The sequence below is a fragment of the Streptomyces sp. NPDC046349 genome, from assembly GCF_055587885.1.
In genome coordinates this window covers 708614-726075 of the sequence record NZ_JBVJFK010000001.1, presented here as the reverse complement: position 1 = coordinate 726075, position 17462 = coordinate 708614, and the positions used below count along the sequence as shown (strand labels likewise).

Sequence of the window (17462 nt, the reverse complement as noted above, 5' to 3'; positions counted from 1 at the left end):
TCGCTGGTGATCCGCAACCGCCCTTGCGCACAGGAGCATTGAGGTCATCGGGGCGGAGGGCTCCGAGTGACCGCAGGGGGAGCACACCGTCATGAACGCGAAGATGCGCACACTGGTCGCCGCGGCTCTGGTCGTCGGGATCGCGTCGGGTCCGGCCGTCGCCCACGCCGCGGGGGTGCCGGCGCCGGCCGCCTCGGCACGGATGGCGCCGTCGGTTCCGGCCCCGCCGAACGCGGCTGCGCTGGAGGCGGCGATCGCCGGGCTCGGTCCGCAGCACGGGCATGCGACGGCCGCACTGGTCCGGGTGGGCGGCACGGCCGGCCGCTGGCAGGGCAGTTCGGGAGTGGTGGACATCCGCACGGGGCGGGCTGCCGTCGAGCAGGGCAGGTTCCGGGCGGGGTCGGTGACCAAGGCGTTCACGGCGGCGGTCGTCCTCCAACTGGCGGCGGAGGGCCGGGTGGACCTCGACGGACCGGTCCGGCGCCACCTGCCCGGCATCGTCCCCGACCGCTACGGGGCCGTCACCGTACGTCAGTTGCTCAACCACACCAGCGGTATTCCGGCGGCCGACGGTCCGGGTGAATCCTTCGAGGCGCAGTGGGAGCACCGGTTCGACGTGACCGATCCTCGGGCGCAGATCGCCGACGCGGTGGCCAAGGAGAGCGAGTTCGCACCCGGGACCGCCCAGCACTACCTGAACATCAACTACACGGTGCTCGGTGTACTGATCGAGAAGGTGACGGGCATGCGGTACGAGGAGGCTGTCGGCGCCCGGATCCTGCGGCCGCTGGGGCTGCGGCGGACGTCGTTCCCGGGGCGGACGGAGACGAGGATCCACGGCCCGCACAACCGGGGGTACCAGGCGATGACGAAGGCGGACGGCTCGCGCGAGCTGCGGGATGTGACCGAGTGGAATTCCTCGGACCGGTGGGCGGCGGGCGACATCGTCTCGACGACGGCTGATCTGGAGCGGTTCACCGTGGCCCTGTTCAGCGGGCGGGTGGTGCCGCAGGGCCGGCTGGAGGAGATGTTCACGGTGCCGGACGTGAAGGACTTCGCGAGCGGCAAGCCGGCGGTGATGACGGCCGGCCTGTCCAGGACCGTGCTGCCGGACGGCACGGTGGCCTGGGGGAAGTCGGGCGGGCGGCACGGCTACAGCACCGCGATCGGCGCGACCCGGGACCTCTCCCGCACCCTCGTCTACTCGGTGAACGCCACGAACGCCAAGGGCCAGGACATGAACCCGGTGGCCCTCGGCGTCCTCATGGCGGCCTTCACGAAGTAGCGGCGGCCTCGGTCTCCAGCCGCTTGATCATGCGGCGCAGGATCAGGAGGGGTATCACCCCGAAGACGCCGAAAGAGATGTCGATGACGCTCCACCAGAAGGGGATGCCGCGGATCGGGCCGCAGATCAGGGCCAGGGGGATCACTCCGACGCAGGCGATCACGCCGGCTTCGACGATCCAGATGTTGCGGACGGGGTCGCGGTACACACCGTAGAAGAACACGGCGATCACGAGGTGGGCGAAGGCGAGCCAGTCGGTCCCGTACAGGAGGAAGGGGTAGTCGGCATCGGCCCGCTCCAGCCCGTCGCCCACGCGCCGCAGCCATATGTTGTCGATCAGGGCGTTGGCCCAGCGGACTTCTGTCACCAGGGGAAAGGCCGTGAGTCCGCTGAGTACGAGGCAGACGACGAAGACGGTCAACCAGGCCCGGATCCGACGCTCGAGGGCGCTTCTCTCGCTCATGGAAGGAAGCCTACGCAGTTTTCTGAACACGTTCAGCCAATTGGATGAACGCGTTCAATTCTGTGTCCTGACCGTGATCGAAGCCCGACGCTCGCGCTCCACCGCCCGGCGGGGAAAGGCGGGTCGAGGCGTGGGCACGGCCTCCGCGAACGCCGAAGGGGCGGGCAGCGGACATGCTGTCCACCGCCCGCCCCTTCGGGCGCCCTGCTGCGATCGGCGCGGCCGATCAGCCGTCGAGCGAGGTCATCACGTGCTTGATGCGCGTGTAGTCCTCGAAGCCGTAGGCGGAGAGGTCCTTGCCGTAGCCGGACTTCTTGAAGCCGCCGTGCGGCATCTCGGCGACGAGCGGGATGTGGGTGTTGATCCACACGCAGCCGAAGTCGAGGTTCTTCGACATGCGCATCGCGCGGCCGTGGTCCTTCGTCCACACGGAGGAGGCGAGGGCGAACTCGACGCCGTTCGCGTACTCCAGGGCCTGGGACTCGTCCGTGAAGGACTGGACGGTGATGACGGGGCCGAAGACCTCGTTCTGGATGATCTCGTCGTCCTGCTTCAGGCCGGAGACCACGGTCGGGGCGTAGAAGTAGCCCTTCTCGCCGACCTGGTGGCCGCCCGCCTCGACCTTGGCGTGGGCGGGGAGGCGCTCGATGAAGCCGGCGACCTGCTTCAGCTGGTTCGGGTTGTTCAGCGGGCCGTAGAGCACGTCCTCGTCGTCCGGCGCGCCGGTCTTGGTGTCGGCGGCGGCCTTGGCGAGCGCGGCCACGAACTCGTCGTGGATCGACTCGTGCACGAGCACGCGGGTGGCGGCGGTGCAGTCCTGGCCGGCGTTGAAGTAGCCGGCGACGGCGATGTCCTCGACGGCCTTGGGGATGTCGGCGTCCTCGAAGACGACGACCGGGGCCTTGCCGCCGAGCTCCAGGTGGACGCGCTTGACGTCCTTGGAGGCGCTCTCGGCGACCTGCATGCCGGCGCGCACGGAGCCGGTGATGGAAGCCATCGCCGGGGTCGAGTGCTCGACCATGGCCCGGCCGGTCTCGCGGTCGCCGCAGATGACGTTGAAGACGCCCTTGGGCAGGACCGAGTCGATGATCTCCGCCATCAGGACGGTGGAGGCCGGGGTGGTGTCGGACGGCTTGAGCACGACCGTGTTGCCCGCCGCGATGGCCGGCGCGAACTTCCACACGGCCATCATCATCGGGTAGTTCCACGGCGCGACCTGGGCACATACGCCCACCGGCTCGCGGCGGATGATCGAGGTCATCCCGTCCATGTACTCGCCGGCCGAGCGGCCCTCGAGCAGGCGGGCCGCACCCGCGAAGAAGCGGATCTGGTCCACCATCGGGGGCAGCTCCTCGCTGGCCGTGAGGCCCAGCGGCTTGCCGGTGTTCTCCGACTCGGCGGCGACGAGCTCGTCCGCGCGCGCCTCGAAGGCGTCCGCGATCTTCAGCAGCGCCTTCTGGCGCTCGGCGGGGGTGGTGTCGCGCCAGCCCGGGAACGCTGCCGCGGCAGCGGCCATGGCGGCGTCGACATCGGCCTGGCCCGAGAGCGGGGCGGTCGCGTACACCTGGCCGGTGGCCGGGTTGACCACCTCGGTGGTCCGCCCGTCGGCGGCGTCCTTGAACTCCCCGCCGATGTAGTTGCGCAGACGACGCAGTTCGGTGGTCACTACAGCCACACTCCTGATCACATGTCCAACGATTGAGACGTTTACCAAAGCCTAGCCCGTCGGCGGAGGCTTTCGACAGACCCGCACGCCACCACCTACGAAATCAGTGTGATCGGAGTCTTCAAACAACGGATTTCATCGATTCCGTCTTGCGGAACAGACGACCCTCGTGCACAGTGAGGTCGTGGTCAGTCGAAGCGCAGATTCCAGGAACAGACAACCGTCCCCTTCGGTCGATGCTGTGTCTCTGGCGATCATCGAGCAACTGCAGGAGGACGGTCGCCGTCCCTATGCGTCCATCGGCAAGGCCGTCGGCCTGTCCGAGGCGGCCGTACGCCAACGCGTACAGAAGCTGCTCGACCAGGGCGTCATGCAGATCGTCGCCGTCACCGACCCGCTCACCGTGGGCCTGCGGCGCCAGGCGATGGTCGGCATCAACGTCGAGGGCGACCTCGACCCGGTGGCCGACGCGCTGACCGCGATGGCCGAGTGCGAGTACGTGGTGATGACCGCCGGCTCGTTCGACCTGATGGTGGAGATCGTCTGCGAGGACGACGACCACCTGCTGGAAACGATCAACAAGAAGATCCGCACGCTCCCCGGCGTGCGGTCTACCGAAAGCTTCGTTTACCTGAAGCTGAAGAAGCAGACCTACATGTGGGGAACCCGATAACCGTGACCCAGGACCTGTCCAAGACCGCGTACGACCACTTGTGGATGCACTTCACCCGCATGTCGTCCTACGAGAACTCCCCCGTCCCCACCATCGTCCGCGGTGAGGGCACCTACATCTTCGACGACAAGGGCAAGCGCTACCTGGACGGTCTCGCCGGACTCTTCGTGGTCAACGCCGGTCACGGCCGCAAGGAGCTGGCCGAGGTCGCCTACAAGCAGGCGCAGGAGCTGGCCTTCTTCCCGGTGTGGTCCTACGCCCACCCGATGGCCGTGGAACTCGCCGAGCGCCTGGCGAACTACGCTCCGGGCGACCTGAACAAGGTCTTCTTCACCACCGGCGGCGGTGAGGCCGTCGAGACCGCCTGGAAGCTCGCCAAGCAGTTCTTCAAGCTGCAGGGCAAGCCCACCAAGTACAAGGTCATCTCGCGTGCGGTCGCCTACCACGGCACCCCGCAGGGCGCCCTGTCGATCACGGGCCTGCCGGCCCTTAAGGCTCCGTTCGAGCCGCTGGTGCCCGGCGCGCACAAGGTGCCGAACACCAACATCTACCGCGCCCCGATCTACGGCGACGACCCCGAGGCCTTCGGCCGCTGGTGCGCCGACCAGATCGAGCAGCAGATCCTCTTCGAGGGCGCCGACACCGTCGCCGCCGTCTTCCTGGAGCCGGTGCAGAACGCCGGCGGCTGCTTCCCGCCGCCGCCCGGCTACTTCCAGCGGGTCCGCGAGATCTGCGACGAGTACGACGTGCTCCTCGTCTCCGACGAGACGATCTGCGCCTTCGGCCGCCTCGGCACGATGTTCGCCTGTGACAAGTTCGGCTACGTCCCGGACATGATCACCTGCGCCAAGGGCATGACCTCGGGCTACTCCCCGATCGGCGCCTGCATCGTCTCGGACCGCCTCGCCGAGCCGTTCTACAAGGGCGACAACACCTTCCTGCACGGCTACACCTTCGGCGGGCACCCGGTGTCCTCCGCCGTGGCCCTGGCCAACCTCGACATCTTCGACAAGGAAGGCCTCAACCAGCACGTGCTGGACAACGAGGGCGCCTTCCTCCAGACGCTGCAGAAGCTGCACGACCTGCCGATCGTCGGCGACGTCCGGGGCAACGGCTACTTCTACGGCATCGAGCTCGTCAAGGACAAGGTCACGAAGGAGTCCTTCACGGACGAGGAGACCGAGCGCGTGCTCTACGGCTTCCTCTCCAAGGCCCTCTTCGAGAACGGCCTGTACTGCCGGGCCGACGACCGGGGCGACCCGGTCATCCAGCTGGCGCCGCCGCTGACCGCGGACCAGGGCACCTTCGACGAGATCGAAGGCATCCTGCGCTCGGTGCTCACCGAGGCCTGGACCAAGCTCTGACCGGTCCGTAGACGCTCCTGGGCACGACAGTGCGAACACACGGCCCGGATCCTCCGTTCGAGTGAGAACAAGGGGGTCCGGGCCGTGTGCTGTCAGCATTCAAGCGGTTCATCTCTTTACATCTCATTGCGGCGCCAGTGACCGAAAGGGCTCCGTTTCGTTCCCTCGGACGGAGGTGTACGCCATGGTGGCCCCACCGGAGAATGCCCCGCCGGACAACGACGTGCTCTGGGCGCGGTCCCTTCACCACTCGCACGACGGTGCCCCCGCCCTCGTCGGCGTCTCCCTCGGAGTCCGCCAGGGCGAGATCGTGGCCCTGACCGGCTCCCGCGGCAGCGGCAAGACCACACTGCTGCGCTGCCTGTCCGGGCAGCTGCGCCCCTCCGAGGGCGAGGTCTGGTTCAACAGCGTCCCCGTGCACACCATGGGAGACCTGGCCCGTGAGCGGCTGCGCCGCGACCGCTTCGGCTGGCTCGGTCCCGAACCCCAGCTGCTGCCCGAGCTGAAGGTCTGGGAGAACGCCGCCCTGCCGCTGCTGCTCGCCGGGGCCTCCCACCGCACCGCCAAGCACGCCGCCTGCGAATGGCTCGAACGCCTCGACATCGGCGCCTTCGCCCGCAAGCGCCCCGCCTCCCTGACCCGCGCCGAGTGCCAACGGGTCGCCCTGGCCCGGGCCCTGGTCAACGTGCCCTCGGTGATCTACGCCGACGAGCCCACCGCACCGCTGCACCGGGCCGACCGGGCCCTGCTGCTGCGGACGCTGACCACGGCGGCCCGCTCCCACGAGATCACCGTGCTGCTGGCCACCGGCGACGAGGCCACCGCGGCCGTCGCGGACCGTCGCCTGGCCCTGGTCGACGGCCGCCTCGCGGTGAACGGCGCGTCCCCCCTTCCCGACACCCCGGAGGGCCAGGCAGCGTGCTCGCTCTCCGCCTAGCCCGCGGCTCCCGGCCCCTCGTCCAGATGCGGCGGCTGCTCGTCGCCGCCGCCTCGGCCGGGACCGGCTTCCTGCTGCTGTACGTACTCGCCGGAGCCGTGGCCCGGCCCGCCGGATCGTTCCCCCGCCTGCTGTGGGCCCTGGTCCCGCTCGCCGCGACGGTCCACTTCGCCGTCGCCGTCGCCCGGGCCGACCCCGCCACCCGACCCCGCGAGGGTCTGGACGCCGCCGGGCTGGGGCCCGTACGCCTGGCGCTGGCCGCCGCGATCTCCACGGCCGTCGCCTGCGCCCTGGGCAGCGCCCTGGCCCTGGCCCTCTTCCTCCATCTCCGCGGGGACGTCGCCGGCCTGCCGTTCGACGGTTCCGGCGCCCGGCTCCTCCACGCCGAGCAGCCGCTGCCGGTGGCGGCCGCCCTGACGCTGCTGGCCCTCGTACCGCTGACCGCTTCGGCCGCCACGGTCCTCGCACTGCGTCCGCACCGGCCGCTGGCTCCGCAGACGGCCCTGCCCTGGGGCATCGCGCTGACCGCCTGCGGGCTCGCCACCGAGGCCTACGCCGGCCGGGACGGCGGCGGGGTCCTCGCCGGCTGGACGCTGACCGCCGCCGGACTCGCCCTCGCCGGACCGGGTCTGGCCTACGCCTGCGGCAGCCTGGTCCAGGCTGTCCGTCCGGGAGCACTGCGGCTGCTGGCCGGGCGGTCCCTGCAGGAGCAGGCCTCCCGGATCGGCCCGCCGCTGGGCGTGCTGTGCTCCGTCGCCGCGGGGGCCCTGACAGCCCTCGCGCTGCGGGACCGGGGCGGGCTGCACGTACCGCTCGGTCCGCTGGCCTGGCCGGCCGCCGCCCTGGTGGCTCTGTGCGCCGCCGCGACCCTTCTCACATCCGCGACGCAGACCCGCCGGACCGAGACTCCCGGACACCGGGCCATGCTCGATCTGGCGGCTCCCGCAAGGGTCCTGCGTACGGCGGCGGGTGTGCGGGCCACCGCGCTCGTGGCGGTGTGCGTACCGCTCAGCTGGGGTGTGGCACAGCTGACGTCGCTGGCACTGACCCGCTGAGGCGTACAGCCCTTAGGGTGGGCCGAATGGTCAATGCAGACATCGAGATCGAGACGCTCGCCGAATTCGACCAGGTCGTGGCACGCGGCTCGCTCAGCGGCTACCGGATCCAGTCGGTCAACCTGCTGGAGCGGACCTTCGCGCTGCTGGCCGCCGACACCTCCGCGGCCGTCTTCCTGGGCTGCGCGATGGAGCCCGATGCCTCGGCGAAGGTCCGCGCGGACGGCGCGCTGGTCCTGCCGCCCGTTCCGGACCTGCCCTTCAACCCGTACCGGGGCCTGCTGTACACGCCGGAGGAGCTCTTCGAAGGGCTGCCCGGCGGTTACGAGGCCACCCCGGACGCCGAGACGTATGCCTGGTTCCAGGAGACCGGCACCGACGGCGACGTCTTCTCCTCGTTGCTGCGCTCCGTCCACGACGACGCCGTCACCGACGCACTGGACGAGCACCTCGCCGCCGCCCGCGTGGTGGGCGTGATGGGCGGCCACGCCATGTCCCGGGGCAGCGCGGACTACCGCGGTGCCGTGGAGCTCGGCCGGGCACTGACCCGGTCCGGGCTGACCGTGGCCACGGGCGGCGGACCCGGCGCGATGGAGGCCGCCAACCTCGGCGCTTACCTGGCGCCGGCCCCGGACAACGCCCTCGACGAGGCCCTGGAACTGCTGGCCAAGGCCCCTTCCTTCGAGCCGTCGGTGTCCGACTGGGCGCGCGCGGCCTTCGCCGTACGGGACCGCTGGCCCGGCGGCGGCGACTCGGTGGGCATCCCCACCTGGTTCTACGGTCATGAGCCGCCGAACGCCTTCGCGGCCCACATCGCCAAGTACTTCGCGAACGCCACCCGGGAGGACGGGCTGCTGGCCCGGTCCACCGCGGGCGTGGTGTTCCTGCCCGGCGCTGCCGGCACCGTCCAGGAGATATTCGACAGCGCGACGCCGAACTACTACGGGTCCCGGGGCGAGCCGGCGCCGATGGTCCTGGTCGGCCGCACCCACTGGACCGAGCACCTCCCCGCTTGGCCCCTGCTGCGGGCGCTGGCGCGGGACCGGGCGATGGAGTCTCGGATCGCGCTCGTGGACTCGGTGGACGAGGTCCCCGGAGTACTCGCTTCGATGAGCTGAGCTCCGGAGGCAACTTCCGGGCCGATTCCCACGTCTGGCAGAGGTACCGCAAAACCTGCCAGACGTGAACGGAGCCATCGGTGCTCATAGGCCTGCTGACCGCTGTCGCGGCATCCATCTGCTACGGCACGGGGTCCGTGCTGCAAGCCGTCGGATCCCGCCGCGCCGCCCGGATGTCCCCGGCGGCGGCCGGGGTGACCGCCCACGGCGGCCCCAACCTCTCGTCCACCGCGAAAGCGGCGATGACGTGGGAGTTCATCGTCGGCACGATCCTGGACTTCGTCGGCTTCGGGCTCGGCGCCCTGGCCGCCCGCCTCCTCCCGCTCTTCCTCTCCCAGACGGTGATCAGCGCCAACCTGGTCATCACGGCCGTGCTCAGCGTGAAGATGCTCGGCATCCGGCTGACCCGCAAGGAATGGGCCTCGATCGGTGTCGTCTGCACCGCGCTCGTCCTGCTGGCGACGGCGGCCGGCCACGAGGGCGGCCACCACGCGCCCATGTCCACGCACTGGTGGCTGCTGGGTATCACCGCGCTGCTGATGGTGGGCGGCACGGTGGCCGTCCGCCTCCTCGGCGGCGGGGCCGCGATCCTGGCGGGTCTGCTGTCCGGCCTGGGCTTCGGCGCGCTCGGCGTGGGCGTACGGATCCTGGACGGCGTCGACCCGTTCGACCTCGGCACCCTCCTCACCGACCCGGCCCTCTACGCCATCCTGCTGGCCGGCACAGGCGGCATGTACCTGCACACCGTCGCCCTGCAGATCGGCTCGGTGAACGGGGCCACCGCAGCCCTCGTCGTCGGCGAGACGGTGCTTCCCGGCGCGATCGGCGTGCTCTGGCTCGGCGACGCCTCGCGGCCCGGCCTGGCCTGGCTCGCGGTCGCCGGCTTCGTCATGGCCGTGGCCGGCGCGGTGGCGGTGGCCTGGTACGGCAAGCACGAGGGCGCCGAGGAGGAGGACCCGGTGCCCGTACCGGAGCCGGTCGGCTGATCCCGGCCGGGCGGCGCGGGGCGGCGCCCCGCGCCCTCACCCGGTCGGCCGCCCCCGGTGGTGGCAGGGCGACGGCTGGCGCTTGCTGGACCGGGGGGAGAGAGCGAGGGGTCCATGGATCCGACGACCGATCGGTTGCAGACACCACGCGCGGCGGGCCTGGCCGGAGTCGCCTTCGCCCTCCTCCTCGGTGCGGCGATCGTCCTGATGCGGATCTCCGTTCCGGCCGGCGACGCCGCCGACGCGGCCATCGACCAGGACCGCCGCTGGGCGGTCCGGCTGGCCCTGCAGATCGTGCCCTTCGCAGGGATCTTCTTCCTCTGGTTCATGGGAGCTCTGCGCGCGCACACCGGCGAGGCCGAGGACCAGTTCGTAGCCACCGTGTTCCTCGGCAGCGGCTTCGTCTTCGTGGCCACCCTCTTCGCCGCCGCCGCGGCGGCCGGCACGGTGCTGGCCGAGGAGACGCCCTCCGGCTTCGGCCGCCACTACGCCTACGCCCTGCTCGCGACGTACGCGATGCGCATGGCCGCCGTCTTCGTCCTCGCCACCTCGATGATCGGGCGGAGGCTCGGTGTCTTCCCCAGGCCACTGGCCACGCTGGGCACCCTCGTCGGCCTGGTCCTGATCGTGGTGGGCGCCGGCGTTCCATGGTCCGAGCTGCTGTTCCCCGCGTGGGCCCTGGTGATCAGCCTCTACGCCCTGCGGGTCCGGCGCAGCGCCGCGTCCGCGGACCGCTCCGGCCCGGCCTGAACCTGTCCTGACCTGGCGATCCGTGCTCCGGCAGGCGGCCCGCGGGCACCGCGTGCATGCTGGTGGACAGGGAGGATCCGGGGGTGCCAGGGGGGCGACGGGGATCAACAGCCGAGGGAAAGGCAGATCCGCCATGAGGCTTGTCGTCGACCTCAACCGCTGCCAGGGATACGCACAGTGCGCTTTCCTCGCTCCCGACGTCTTCGCGATGCACGGCGACGAGTCGCTCCTCTACAACCCGGAGCCGACTGCCGAGCAGCGCGAGGACGTCGCCCGTGCCGTAGCCGCCTGCCCCGTCGGCGCGATCCTCCTCGAACTCACGGACGAGGACATGGCGGGCATGGTGTCCCAGGAGGCCGCTGCCGGGGCCGGCGCCGGTTCCGGAGGCACCCGGTGACCGGTGAACCCACCCGCGACGGGGCCCTGGAACACCTCAAGCGCGAAGGCCGCATCGTCGTCGTCGGTGCTTCGCTCGCGGGTCTGCGGGCCGCCGAGACCCTGCGGGAGAAGGGGTTCACCGGCTCGCTCACGATGATCGGCGACGAACCCTACGAGCCGTACGACCGGCCCCCGCTGTCCAAGCAGGTCCTGCTGGGCAACGCGGTCGCGGACCACACGGCACTCCCCCGCCGCCGCGCCATCGACGCGGACTGGCGCCTGGGAGTGCCCGCGACGGGTCTGGACATGGCCGCCCGCCGGGTCCGGCTCGGCAACGGCGACGAGGTCGAGTACGACCGGCTGCTGATCGCCACCGGCGTCCGCGCCCGGCCCTGGCCCAACGAGGAGGAAGGCTCCCTCGGCGGGGTCTTCGTCCTGCGCACCCGTGACGACGCCGAGGGGTTGCAGCGCGCCCTCGCCGACAACCCCCGCCGCGTCCTCGTCATCGGGGCCGGGTTCACCGGGTCCGAGATCGCTTCCGCCTGCCGGGAACGCGGACTGAAGGTGACCGTCGCCGAGCGCGGTGCCGCTCCGCTGGTCGGCGCGCTCGGCGGAGTGATCGGCGAGGTGGCGGCCGAGATGCACCGCGAGCACGAGGTCGACCTGCGCACCGGCGTCATGGTCACCGCCCTGGAGGGCGACCCTGCCGGCCGGGTCCGTGCCGCCCACCTGTCCGACGGTTCCACGATCGAGGCCGAAGTGGTGGTCGTTTCCCTGGGCGCGCAGCGCAACACCGAGTGGCTCGCCGGTTCCGGGCTGGGCGCCGGCCCCCGGGGCATCGCCTGCGACGCGGGCTGCCGGGCCTTCGACGTCCGGGGCATCGTCACCGACGACATCTACGTGGCGGGTGACGTGGCGCGTTCCCCGCACGCGCTGTTCGGCTACCAGTTCCTGTCCCTGGAGCACTGGGGCAATGCCGTCGCGCAGGCCGACACCGCCGCGCACAACATGCTCAGCGACAGCGCGGACCGCCGCCCCCACCTGTGGGTACCGGCCTTCTGGTCCTCGCAGTTCGGTGTGAACATCAAGTCGGTCGGGGTGCCGCCGATGGGCACCGAGATCCTCATCACGCAGGGCTCGCTGGCAGAACGCCGGTTCGCGGCCGTCTACGGCTACCAGGGGCGGGTGATCGCCGCCGTCACCTTCGACAACTGCCGGTGGCTGCAGTTCTACGAGCACCAGATCGAGAGCACCGCGCCGTTCCCGCCGCCCTTCTCCACGGTGGACCGCAGGCCGGAGGGCAACAGGCCGGTGCCGGCGGACTTCCCCGACCCCTCGGTCCCGACCCACGGCCCGACCATCACCCTCAGCGGCTACTCGCCGGCCGACCGGAAGATCACCTTCACCCCCGGTCGCTGACCGCGCCGCGACCGCCCCCGAGGATCACGAGGACCCGTCATGACCCAAGCCCTCCTGCGGGAGATCATCGACTACGCGCACCGGGCCAATCCGTACCCGCTGTACGAGGAGCTCCGCAAGACCCCGGTCTCCCACGAGGGGAACGGCCCGTACGTCGTCAGCACGTACTACGAGATCCAGAGCCTGCTGCACGACCCCCGGATCAGCTCCGACGCGCGCAACCTGAAGTCGACCGGTGACGATCCGCTGGGACAGTCGGGCGACGACGAAGGGGCCGCCCTGCCGCCCTCCTTCCTCAAGCTCGACCCGCCTGACCACGACCGCCTGCGGCGCATGACGAACCGTCCGTTCGGGCCGCCGCACGCCCCGCACCGGGTGCACGACATGCGCGACGAGCTCCACGGCCTCGTCGGCGGGCTCATCGACGACATCGCCGCCTCCGGGAACCTGGACCGGGTCGACCTGGTCGACCAGTTCGCGTACCCGTTCCCGGTCACGGTGATCTGCCGGCTGCTCGGGGTGCCCCATGAGGACGAACCCCGCTTCCACGTATGGGCGGAGACCCTCGCCGCCAGCCTGGACCCCGACCCGGACGGGGACCCCGCCCAGCGCGGCAAGGGCACCGCGGACGCCCGCATGGAGCTGGGCATGTACCTGGCCGGGCTGATCGAGGAGCGGCGCAAGAACCCCGGTGACGACATGCTGTCCCAGCTGGCGACCGCTGACGGACCGGACGGTGCGATGACGACCATGGAGGCGCTCAGCACCTCCGCGCTGCTGCTGATCGCGGGGCACGAGACCACCGTCAACCTGATCACCAACGGGATGCTGACCCTGCTGCGCCACCCGGACGTCCTCCAGCGGTTGCGCGAGGACCCCGAACTGTCCGTCCCGATCGTGGAGGAGCTGCTGCGGTACGAGCCGCCCGTGCAGCTGCTGCCTCAGCGCACCACCCTCTCCGACATCGAGGTCGCGGGGGTCAACATCCCCAAAGGCGCGTCCCTGTGGCTGCTCCTGGCCTCCGGGAACCGCGACCCCAAGCGGTTCGAGAACCCCGACCGCTTCGACCCGGACCGCAAGGACATCCAGCACCTCGGGCTCGGCAGCGGCATCCACAGCTGCTTCGGGGCGCCGCTGGCCCGGCAGGAGGCGCAGCTGGCGCTGAGCGAGCTGGCCCGCCGGCTGGAGAACCCCCGGCTGCTGGAGGACCCGCCGCCCTATCGCCAGAACGCGGTGCTGCGCGGGCCGCGGCACCTGCCGATCGCCTGCGACGGCGTCCTGCCGAAGGCCGCCTGACCGGCTCCTACCGATCGCGCGGGGGGAGGACGACCACCTCGGCGGGGGTGAAGGCCACGGCGACCCGGTCGCCGACGGCCGGAGCCCCCGCCAGGCCGCACTCCGCCTCCAGCACCGGGCCGCCCTCCGGCCTCAGCAGCAGGGCGACGTGCGTGCCGCGGAAGGTCCGGGACACCACCTCGCAGCGCAGGCCGACCTCGCACAGGACGACTCCTGCCGGGCGGATCAGCAGCCGCTGCTGCCCCTCGGGGGAGCCGGCCGGGACAGGGACCCTGCCCCATACGGTCGCGGCGGCCGCGCCCGTCACCGTCGCCGGGACCACGTTCTCGAAGCCGAGGAAGCGTGCCACGAACTCAGAGGTCGGGCGCTGCCACACCTCCAGCGGGGTCCCGGCCTGCGCGATCCGGCCGTCCCGCATCACCACGACCCGGTCGGCCAGGGCGAAGGCCTCCCCCTGGTCGTGGGTGACGGCCAGGACCGTCGTCCCCAACCGCGAGAAGAGCGCCCGCAGCTCCACCACGAGCCGCTCCCGCAGCCCCCGGTCCAGCTGCCCGAGCGGCTCGTCCAGCATCAGCAGCCGCGGCGACGGCGCCAGCGCCCGGGCCAGCGCCACCCGCTGCTGCTCACCGCCGGACAGGGAGGCCACGGCGCGGCCCTGGGAGCCGGGGAGCCCGACCAGTTCGAGCAGCTCGGCGACCCGGTCGGCGTGCGAGCCGCGACCCGGACCGCGCCCACCGCCGCGCATCCGCAGGCCGAAGGAGACGTTCGCGCCGACGTCGCGGTGCGGGAAGAGCTGGTGGTCCTGGAACATCAGGCCCACGCCCCGCCGGTGCACGGGTACGGCCGCCTGGTCCGCCCCGTCCAGCAGCACCCGCCCCCCGGACACCTGCTGGAGCCCGGCGACGACCCGCAGCAGGGTGGACTTCCCGCTGCCGCTCGGGCCCAGCACGCACACGGTCTCGTGCTCGGCGACCGCCAGGTCCACGGAGTCGACGACCGCGCGTTCGCCGAAGCGGACCGACACTCCTTCCAGCTGAAGCAGTGTCATCAGAACTCTCCGGAGGTCTTGTCGGGTCGCAGTCGCTCCAGCACCAGCAGGGACACCGCGCACACCAGCATCAGGATCGTGCTCAGGGCCATCGCCTGCCCGTAGTTCAGCTCGCCGGCCCGCCCCAGCAGCCGCGCCACGGCCACCGGCAGCGTCGGCCGGTCCGCCCGCGCGATGAAGACGGTGGCGCCGAACTCCCCGAGCGACACGGCGAAGGCGAACCCGGCCGCGATCAGCAGCGCCCGCCGCACCAGCGGGAGGTCCACCTCCCGCCAGGCGCGCAGTGGTGAGGCGCCGAGCACGGCGGCGGCCTCCCGCAGCCGTCCGTCCACCGCGCGCAGCACCGGCAGCATCGTCCGAACGACGAAGGGCACGCCCACCAGGGCCTGCGCCAGCGGGACCAGGATCCACGACGTCCGCAGGTCCAGCGGCGGCTCGTCCAGGGTGATCAGGAAGCCGAAGCCGACGGTCACGGCCGAAACCCCCAGCGGGAGCATCAGCATCGCGTCGAAGCCGCGTACGAAGCGGCCCCCGCGCCGGGTCAGTGCCGCGGCTGCGAGTCCCCCGACGACCAGCGCGATCGCGGTGGCGGCGAGCGCGTACTGCAGGGAGTTCCAGATCGCCTCCACCGGCGGCACCAGGAAGGTTCCGCCACCCGCGCCGGCGTCCTGCAGGGCCCGGTAGAAGCCGAGTCCGTAGCCGCCGGGGGTGTCGAAGGACCGCTCGACCAGCACGGCCAGCGGCGCCACGATCAGCAGCCCGACGGTGAGCAGGACCCCGCCCAGCAGGGCGCGCTGCGCCCAGCCGCGCGGCCGGTGCGTGGTGCGGCCCGGGTCGACGAGGCGCAGGGCGGTCTCGCGCCGGCGCACGGTCCAGGCGTGCAGGGAGAGGATCGCGCCGATCGCGGCGAACTGCACCATCGTCAGCACGGCTGCCGTCGACAGGTCCAGGAGCTGCGCCGTCTGCCGGTAGACCTCCACCTCCAGGGTGGAGTAAGCGGGTCCGCCCAGGATCAGTACCACGCCGAAGGAGCTGAAGGTGAAGAGGAACACCATCAGGGTGGCCGCGGCCACGGCCGGGGCCAGCGCGGGCAGCGTCACCCGCCGCCAGGCGGCGAACCGGCCGGCGCCCAGCACCCGGGCGGCCTCCTCCTGGCGCGGGTCGAGCTGGGCCCACAGGCCGCCGACCGTGCGGACGATGACGGCGTAGTTGAAGAAGACGTGGGCGAGCAGGATCGCCCAGACGGTGGTGTCGAGGCGGACGCCCGCCAGTTCGTCCAGCAGTCCGCCGCGCCCGAGCAGTGCGAGGAAGGCGGTGCCCACGACCACGGTCGGGAGCACGAAGGGAACGGTCACCACTGCCCGCAGCAGCTGCTTGCCGGGGAACTCGAAGCGCGCGAAGACGTACGCGCCCGGGAGTGCGATCAGCAGCGTGAGCACGGTGGAGGCGAGCGCCTGCCAGGTGGTGAACCACAGCACGTCGGCGATGTCGGGCCGGGACAGCACCTCGCCGATCCGGCCGAGCTGCCAGCCGGTGTCGGTCTTGAGGCCGCGGCCGACGATCGCCGCGACGGGGTAGGCGAAGAACAGTCCGAAGAAGGCGAGGGGGAGGGCCATGAGGGCGAGGCGGACGGTGGTGGCCCGCCCGCTCTCGCCCTGTCCGGGTGCCCGCCCCGGGCCGGGGGCCGGGGCGGCGTCGTGCGACGCCGCGCCCGGCTCCTTCGTACCGCTTACTTCACGACGAGCGCGGTCCATGCCTTGACCCACTGCTCACGGTTCTTGGCGATGGTCTCCGGGGTGACGTTCTCCGGCTTCTCGACCACCACACCGTGCTTGGTGAACAGCTCCGGCAGCGCGGCGTCCTTGGTCACGGGGTTCACGAACATCTGGAGGGGCATGTCCTCCTGGAACTTCTTGCTGATCAGGAAGTCCACGAGGGCCTTGCCGCCCTCCTCGTTTCCGGCGCCCTTCAGCAGCCCCGCGAACTCGATCTGGCGGAAGCAGGTGCCGGTGGCGACACCCGTGGGGGCCTCGGCCGGCTGCGGCTCGCCGTAGAGCACCTCGACCGGCGGGCTGGAGGCGTAGGAGACGACCAGCGGGCGGTCGCCCTTGGCCTTCTTGCCGCCGGCGGAGCCGGAGAAGCGCTCGTTGTAGGCCTGCTCCCAGCCGTCGACGACCTCGACGCCGTTGGCCTTCAGCTTGCTCCAGTAGTCCTTCCAGCCCTCCTCGCCGTACTTGCCGACGGAGGCGAGCATGAAGCCGAGGCCGGGAGAGGAGGTCGCGGCGTTCTCGACCACCAGCAGGTTCTTGTACTCCGGCTTGACGAGGTCGTCCAGCGTCTGCGGCGGGGCGATCTTCCTGTCGGCGAAGTAGGCCTTGTCGTAGTTGACGCAGATGTCGCCGGAGTCGATCGGGGTGACCCGGTGCTCCTTGTCGAGCACGTACTCGGGCTTCACGTCGGCCAGGCCCTTGGCCTCGTACGGGGTGAAGATGCCGTTGTCGAGGGCGCGCGAGAGCAGGGTGTTGTCGACGCCGAAGAAGACGTCGCCGCGGGGGGAGCCCTTGGTGAGGATCTCCTGGTTCAGCGCGGCGCCGGCGTCACCGGACTTCAGCACCTTGACGGTGTAGCCGCTCTGCTGCTCGAACTCCTTGAGGACCGCTTCGGTCACGTTGAAGGAGTCGTGGGAGACGAGCGTGACCGTCTTGGACTTCGGGGCGTCGCTCGTGCCCGCGGTCTTGTCGTTGGCGTCGCCGCCGCCGCAGGCGCTGAGCGTGGTGACGCCCAGCGCGGCCGCGAGCGCGGCGCCCGCGATCTTCTTGGTGGTGCTCACTGGTGATTCCTCCTGGGATGACCAGGAGAAGACGCGGCCCTGCCCGGCGCTCTGTGGGAGCGGACGCCGGGCAGGGCGCAACAGCTTGAGTGGTGACCGAACTTCCTACCCCGAATGACCGGGGCGAGGTTCAGAGGGTCTGCGGATGACGGATACCGCACTCTCAGCGCTGTGGCGCTCCCCTGTCGGAATAT

The 17462-nt window shown here is 71.3% G+C and carries 16 protein-coding genes; 11 read left to right on the top strand and 5 right to left on the bottom strand.

Features of this window, described 5'->3' with window-relative positions:
* Positions 1–91 precede the first annotated feature (91 nt).
* Entirely contained in the window at positions 92–1285 is a 1194-nt protein-coding gene (locus tag ACZ6JS_RS03410) for a serine hydrolase domain-containing protein (protein ID WP_469295427.1), read from the top strand.
* Here ACZ6JS_RS03410 and ACZ6JS_RS03405 read toward each other — a convergent pair.
* Together ACZ6JS_RS03405 and ACZ6JS_RS03400 are read right to left on the bottom strand one after the other, a co-directional pair.
* A complete protein-coding gene (locus tag ACZ6JS_RS03405) occupies positions 1275–1748 on the bottom strand; it encodes a hypothetical protein (protein ID WP_469295426.1) in 474 nt (157 codons plus the stop codon). The genes ACZ6JS_RS03410 and ACZ6JS_RS03405 overlap by 11 nt on opposite strands.
* A 226-nt stretch (positions 1749–1974) precedes the next feature.
* Positions 1975–3414 (bottom strand): gamma-aminobutyraldehyde dehydrogenase, encoded by a 1440-nt coding sequence (locus ACZ6JS_RS03400; protein ID WP_469295424.1) that lies wholly within the window; start codon positions 3412–3414, stop codon positions 1975–1977.
* Positions 3415–3583: 169 nt separating this feature from the next.
* On the opposite strand from ACZ6JS_RS03400, the gene ACZ6JS_RS03395 reads away from it, so the two are divergent.
* From ACZ6JS_RS03395 to ACZ6JS_RS03350, 10 genes are all read left to right on the top strand, one after another.
* Positions 3584–4087: an Lrp/AsnC family transcriptional regulator gene (locus tag ACZ6JS_RS03395; RefSeq protein WP_007266859.1), complete on the top strand. Its 504-nt coding sequence runs from the start codon at positions 3584–3586 to the stop codon at positions 4085–4087.
* On the top strand, positions 4072–5451 hold the full coding sequence (locus ACZ6JS_RS03390; protein WP_469295423.1) for an aspartate aminotransferase family protein: 1380 nt from the start codon (positions 4072–4074) through the stop codon (positions 5449–5451). The genes ACZ6JS_RS03395 and ACZ6JS_RS03390 overlap by 16 nt, the downstream gene beginning before the upstream one ends.
* A 184-nt stretch (positions 5452–5635) precedes the next feature.
* Positions 5636–6388, top strand: a complete 753-nt coding sequence (locus tag ACZ6JS_RS03385) for an ABC transporter ATP-binding protein (RefSeq protein ID WP_469295421.1) — start codon at positions 5636–5638, stop codon at positions 6386–6388.
* Entirely contained in the window at positions 6370–7443 is a 1074-nt protein-coding gene (locus tag ACZ6JS_RS03380; RefSeq protein ID WP_469295419.1) for a hypothetical protein, read from the top strand. Before ACZ6JS_RS03385 ends, ACZ6JS_RS03380 begins: the two co-directional genes overlap by 19 nt.
* Positions 7444–7469: 26 nt before the next feature.
* A complete protein-coding gene (locus ACZ6JS_RS03375; protein ID WP_469295417.1) occupies positions 7470–8561 on the top strand; it encodes an LOG family protein in 1092 nt (363 codons plus the stop codon).
* An 80-nt stretch (positions 8562–8641) separates the two neighbouring features.
* Positions 8642–9547: a DMT family protein gene (locus ACZ6JS_RS03370; protein WP_469295416.1), complete on the top strand. Its 906-nt coding sequence runs from the start codon at positions 8642–8644 to the stop codon at positions 9545–9547.
* A gap of 114 nt (positions 9548–9661) precedes the next feature.
* Positions 9662–10297 carry a hypothetical protein gene (locus tag ACZ6JS_RS03365; protein ID WP_469295414.1) on the top strand — a complete coding sequence of 212 codons (636 nt, stop codon included), beginning with the start codon at positions 9662–9664 and terminating at the stop codon, positions 10295–10297.
* A 133-nt stretch (positions 10298–10430) separates the two neighbouring features.
* Entirely contained in the window at positions 10431–10694 is a 264-nt protein-coding gene (locus ACZ6JS_RS03360) for a ferredoxin (RefSeq protein ID WP_469295412.1), read from the top strand.
* Entirely contained in the window at positions 10691–12094 is a 1404-nt protein-coding gene (locus tag ACZ6JS_RS03355; RefSeq protein ID WP_469295411.1) for an NAD(P)/FAD-dependent oxidoreductase, read from the top strand. The genes ACZ6JS_RS03360 and ACZ6JS_RS03355 overlap by 4 nt, the downstream gene beginning before the upstream one ends.
* 39 nt (positions 12095–12133) lie before the next feature.
* Positions 12134–13390, top strand: coding sequence for a cytochrome P450 (locus ACZ6JS_RS03350; protein ID WP_469295410.1), 1257 nt, complete (start codon positions 12134–12136; stop codon positions 13388–13390).
* Between the two features lie 7 nt (positions 13391–13397).
* Here the strand turns inward: ACZ6JS_RS03350 and ACZ6JS_RS03345 are convergent, their stop codons facing one another.
* The 3 genes from ACZ6JS_RS03345 to ACZ6JS_RS03335 form a co-directional block, all read right to left on the bottom strand.
* Positions 13398–14438 (bottom strand): ABC transporter ATP-binding protein, encoded by a 1041-nt coding sequence (locus tag ACZ6JS_RS03345; RefSeq protein WP_469295409.1) that lies wholly within the window; start codon positions 14436–14438, stop codon positions 13398–13400.
* On the bottom strand, positions 14438–16054 hold the full coding sequence (locus tag ACZ6JS_RS03340) for an ABC transporter permease (protein ID WP_469295562.1): 1617 nt from the start codon (positions 16052–16054) through the stop codon (positions 14438–14440). The genes ACZ6JS_RS03345 and ACZ6JS_RS03340 overlap by 1 nt, the downstream gene beginning before the upstream one ends.
* 113 nt (positions 16055–16167) lie before the next feature.
* Positions 16168–17268, bottom strand: coding sequence for a thiamine ABC transporter substrate-binding protein (locus ACZ6JS_RS03335; protein ID WP_469295408.1), 1101 nt, complete (start codon positions 17266–17268; stop codon positions 16168–16170).
* Positions 17269–17462: the final 194 nt, after the last annotated feature.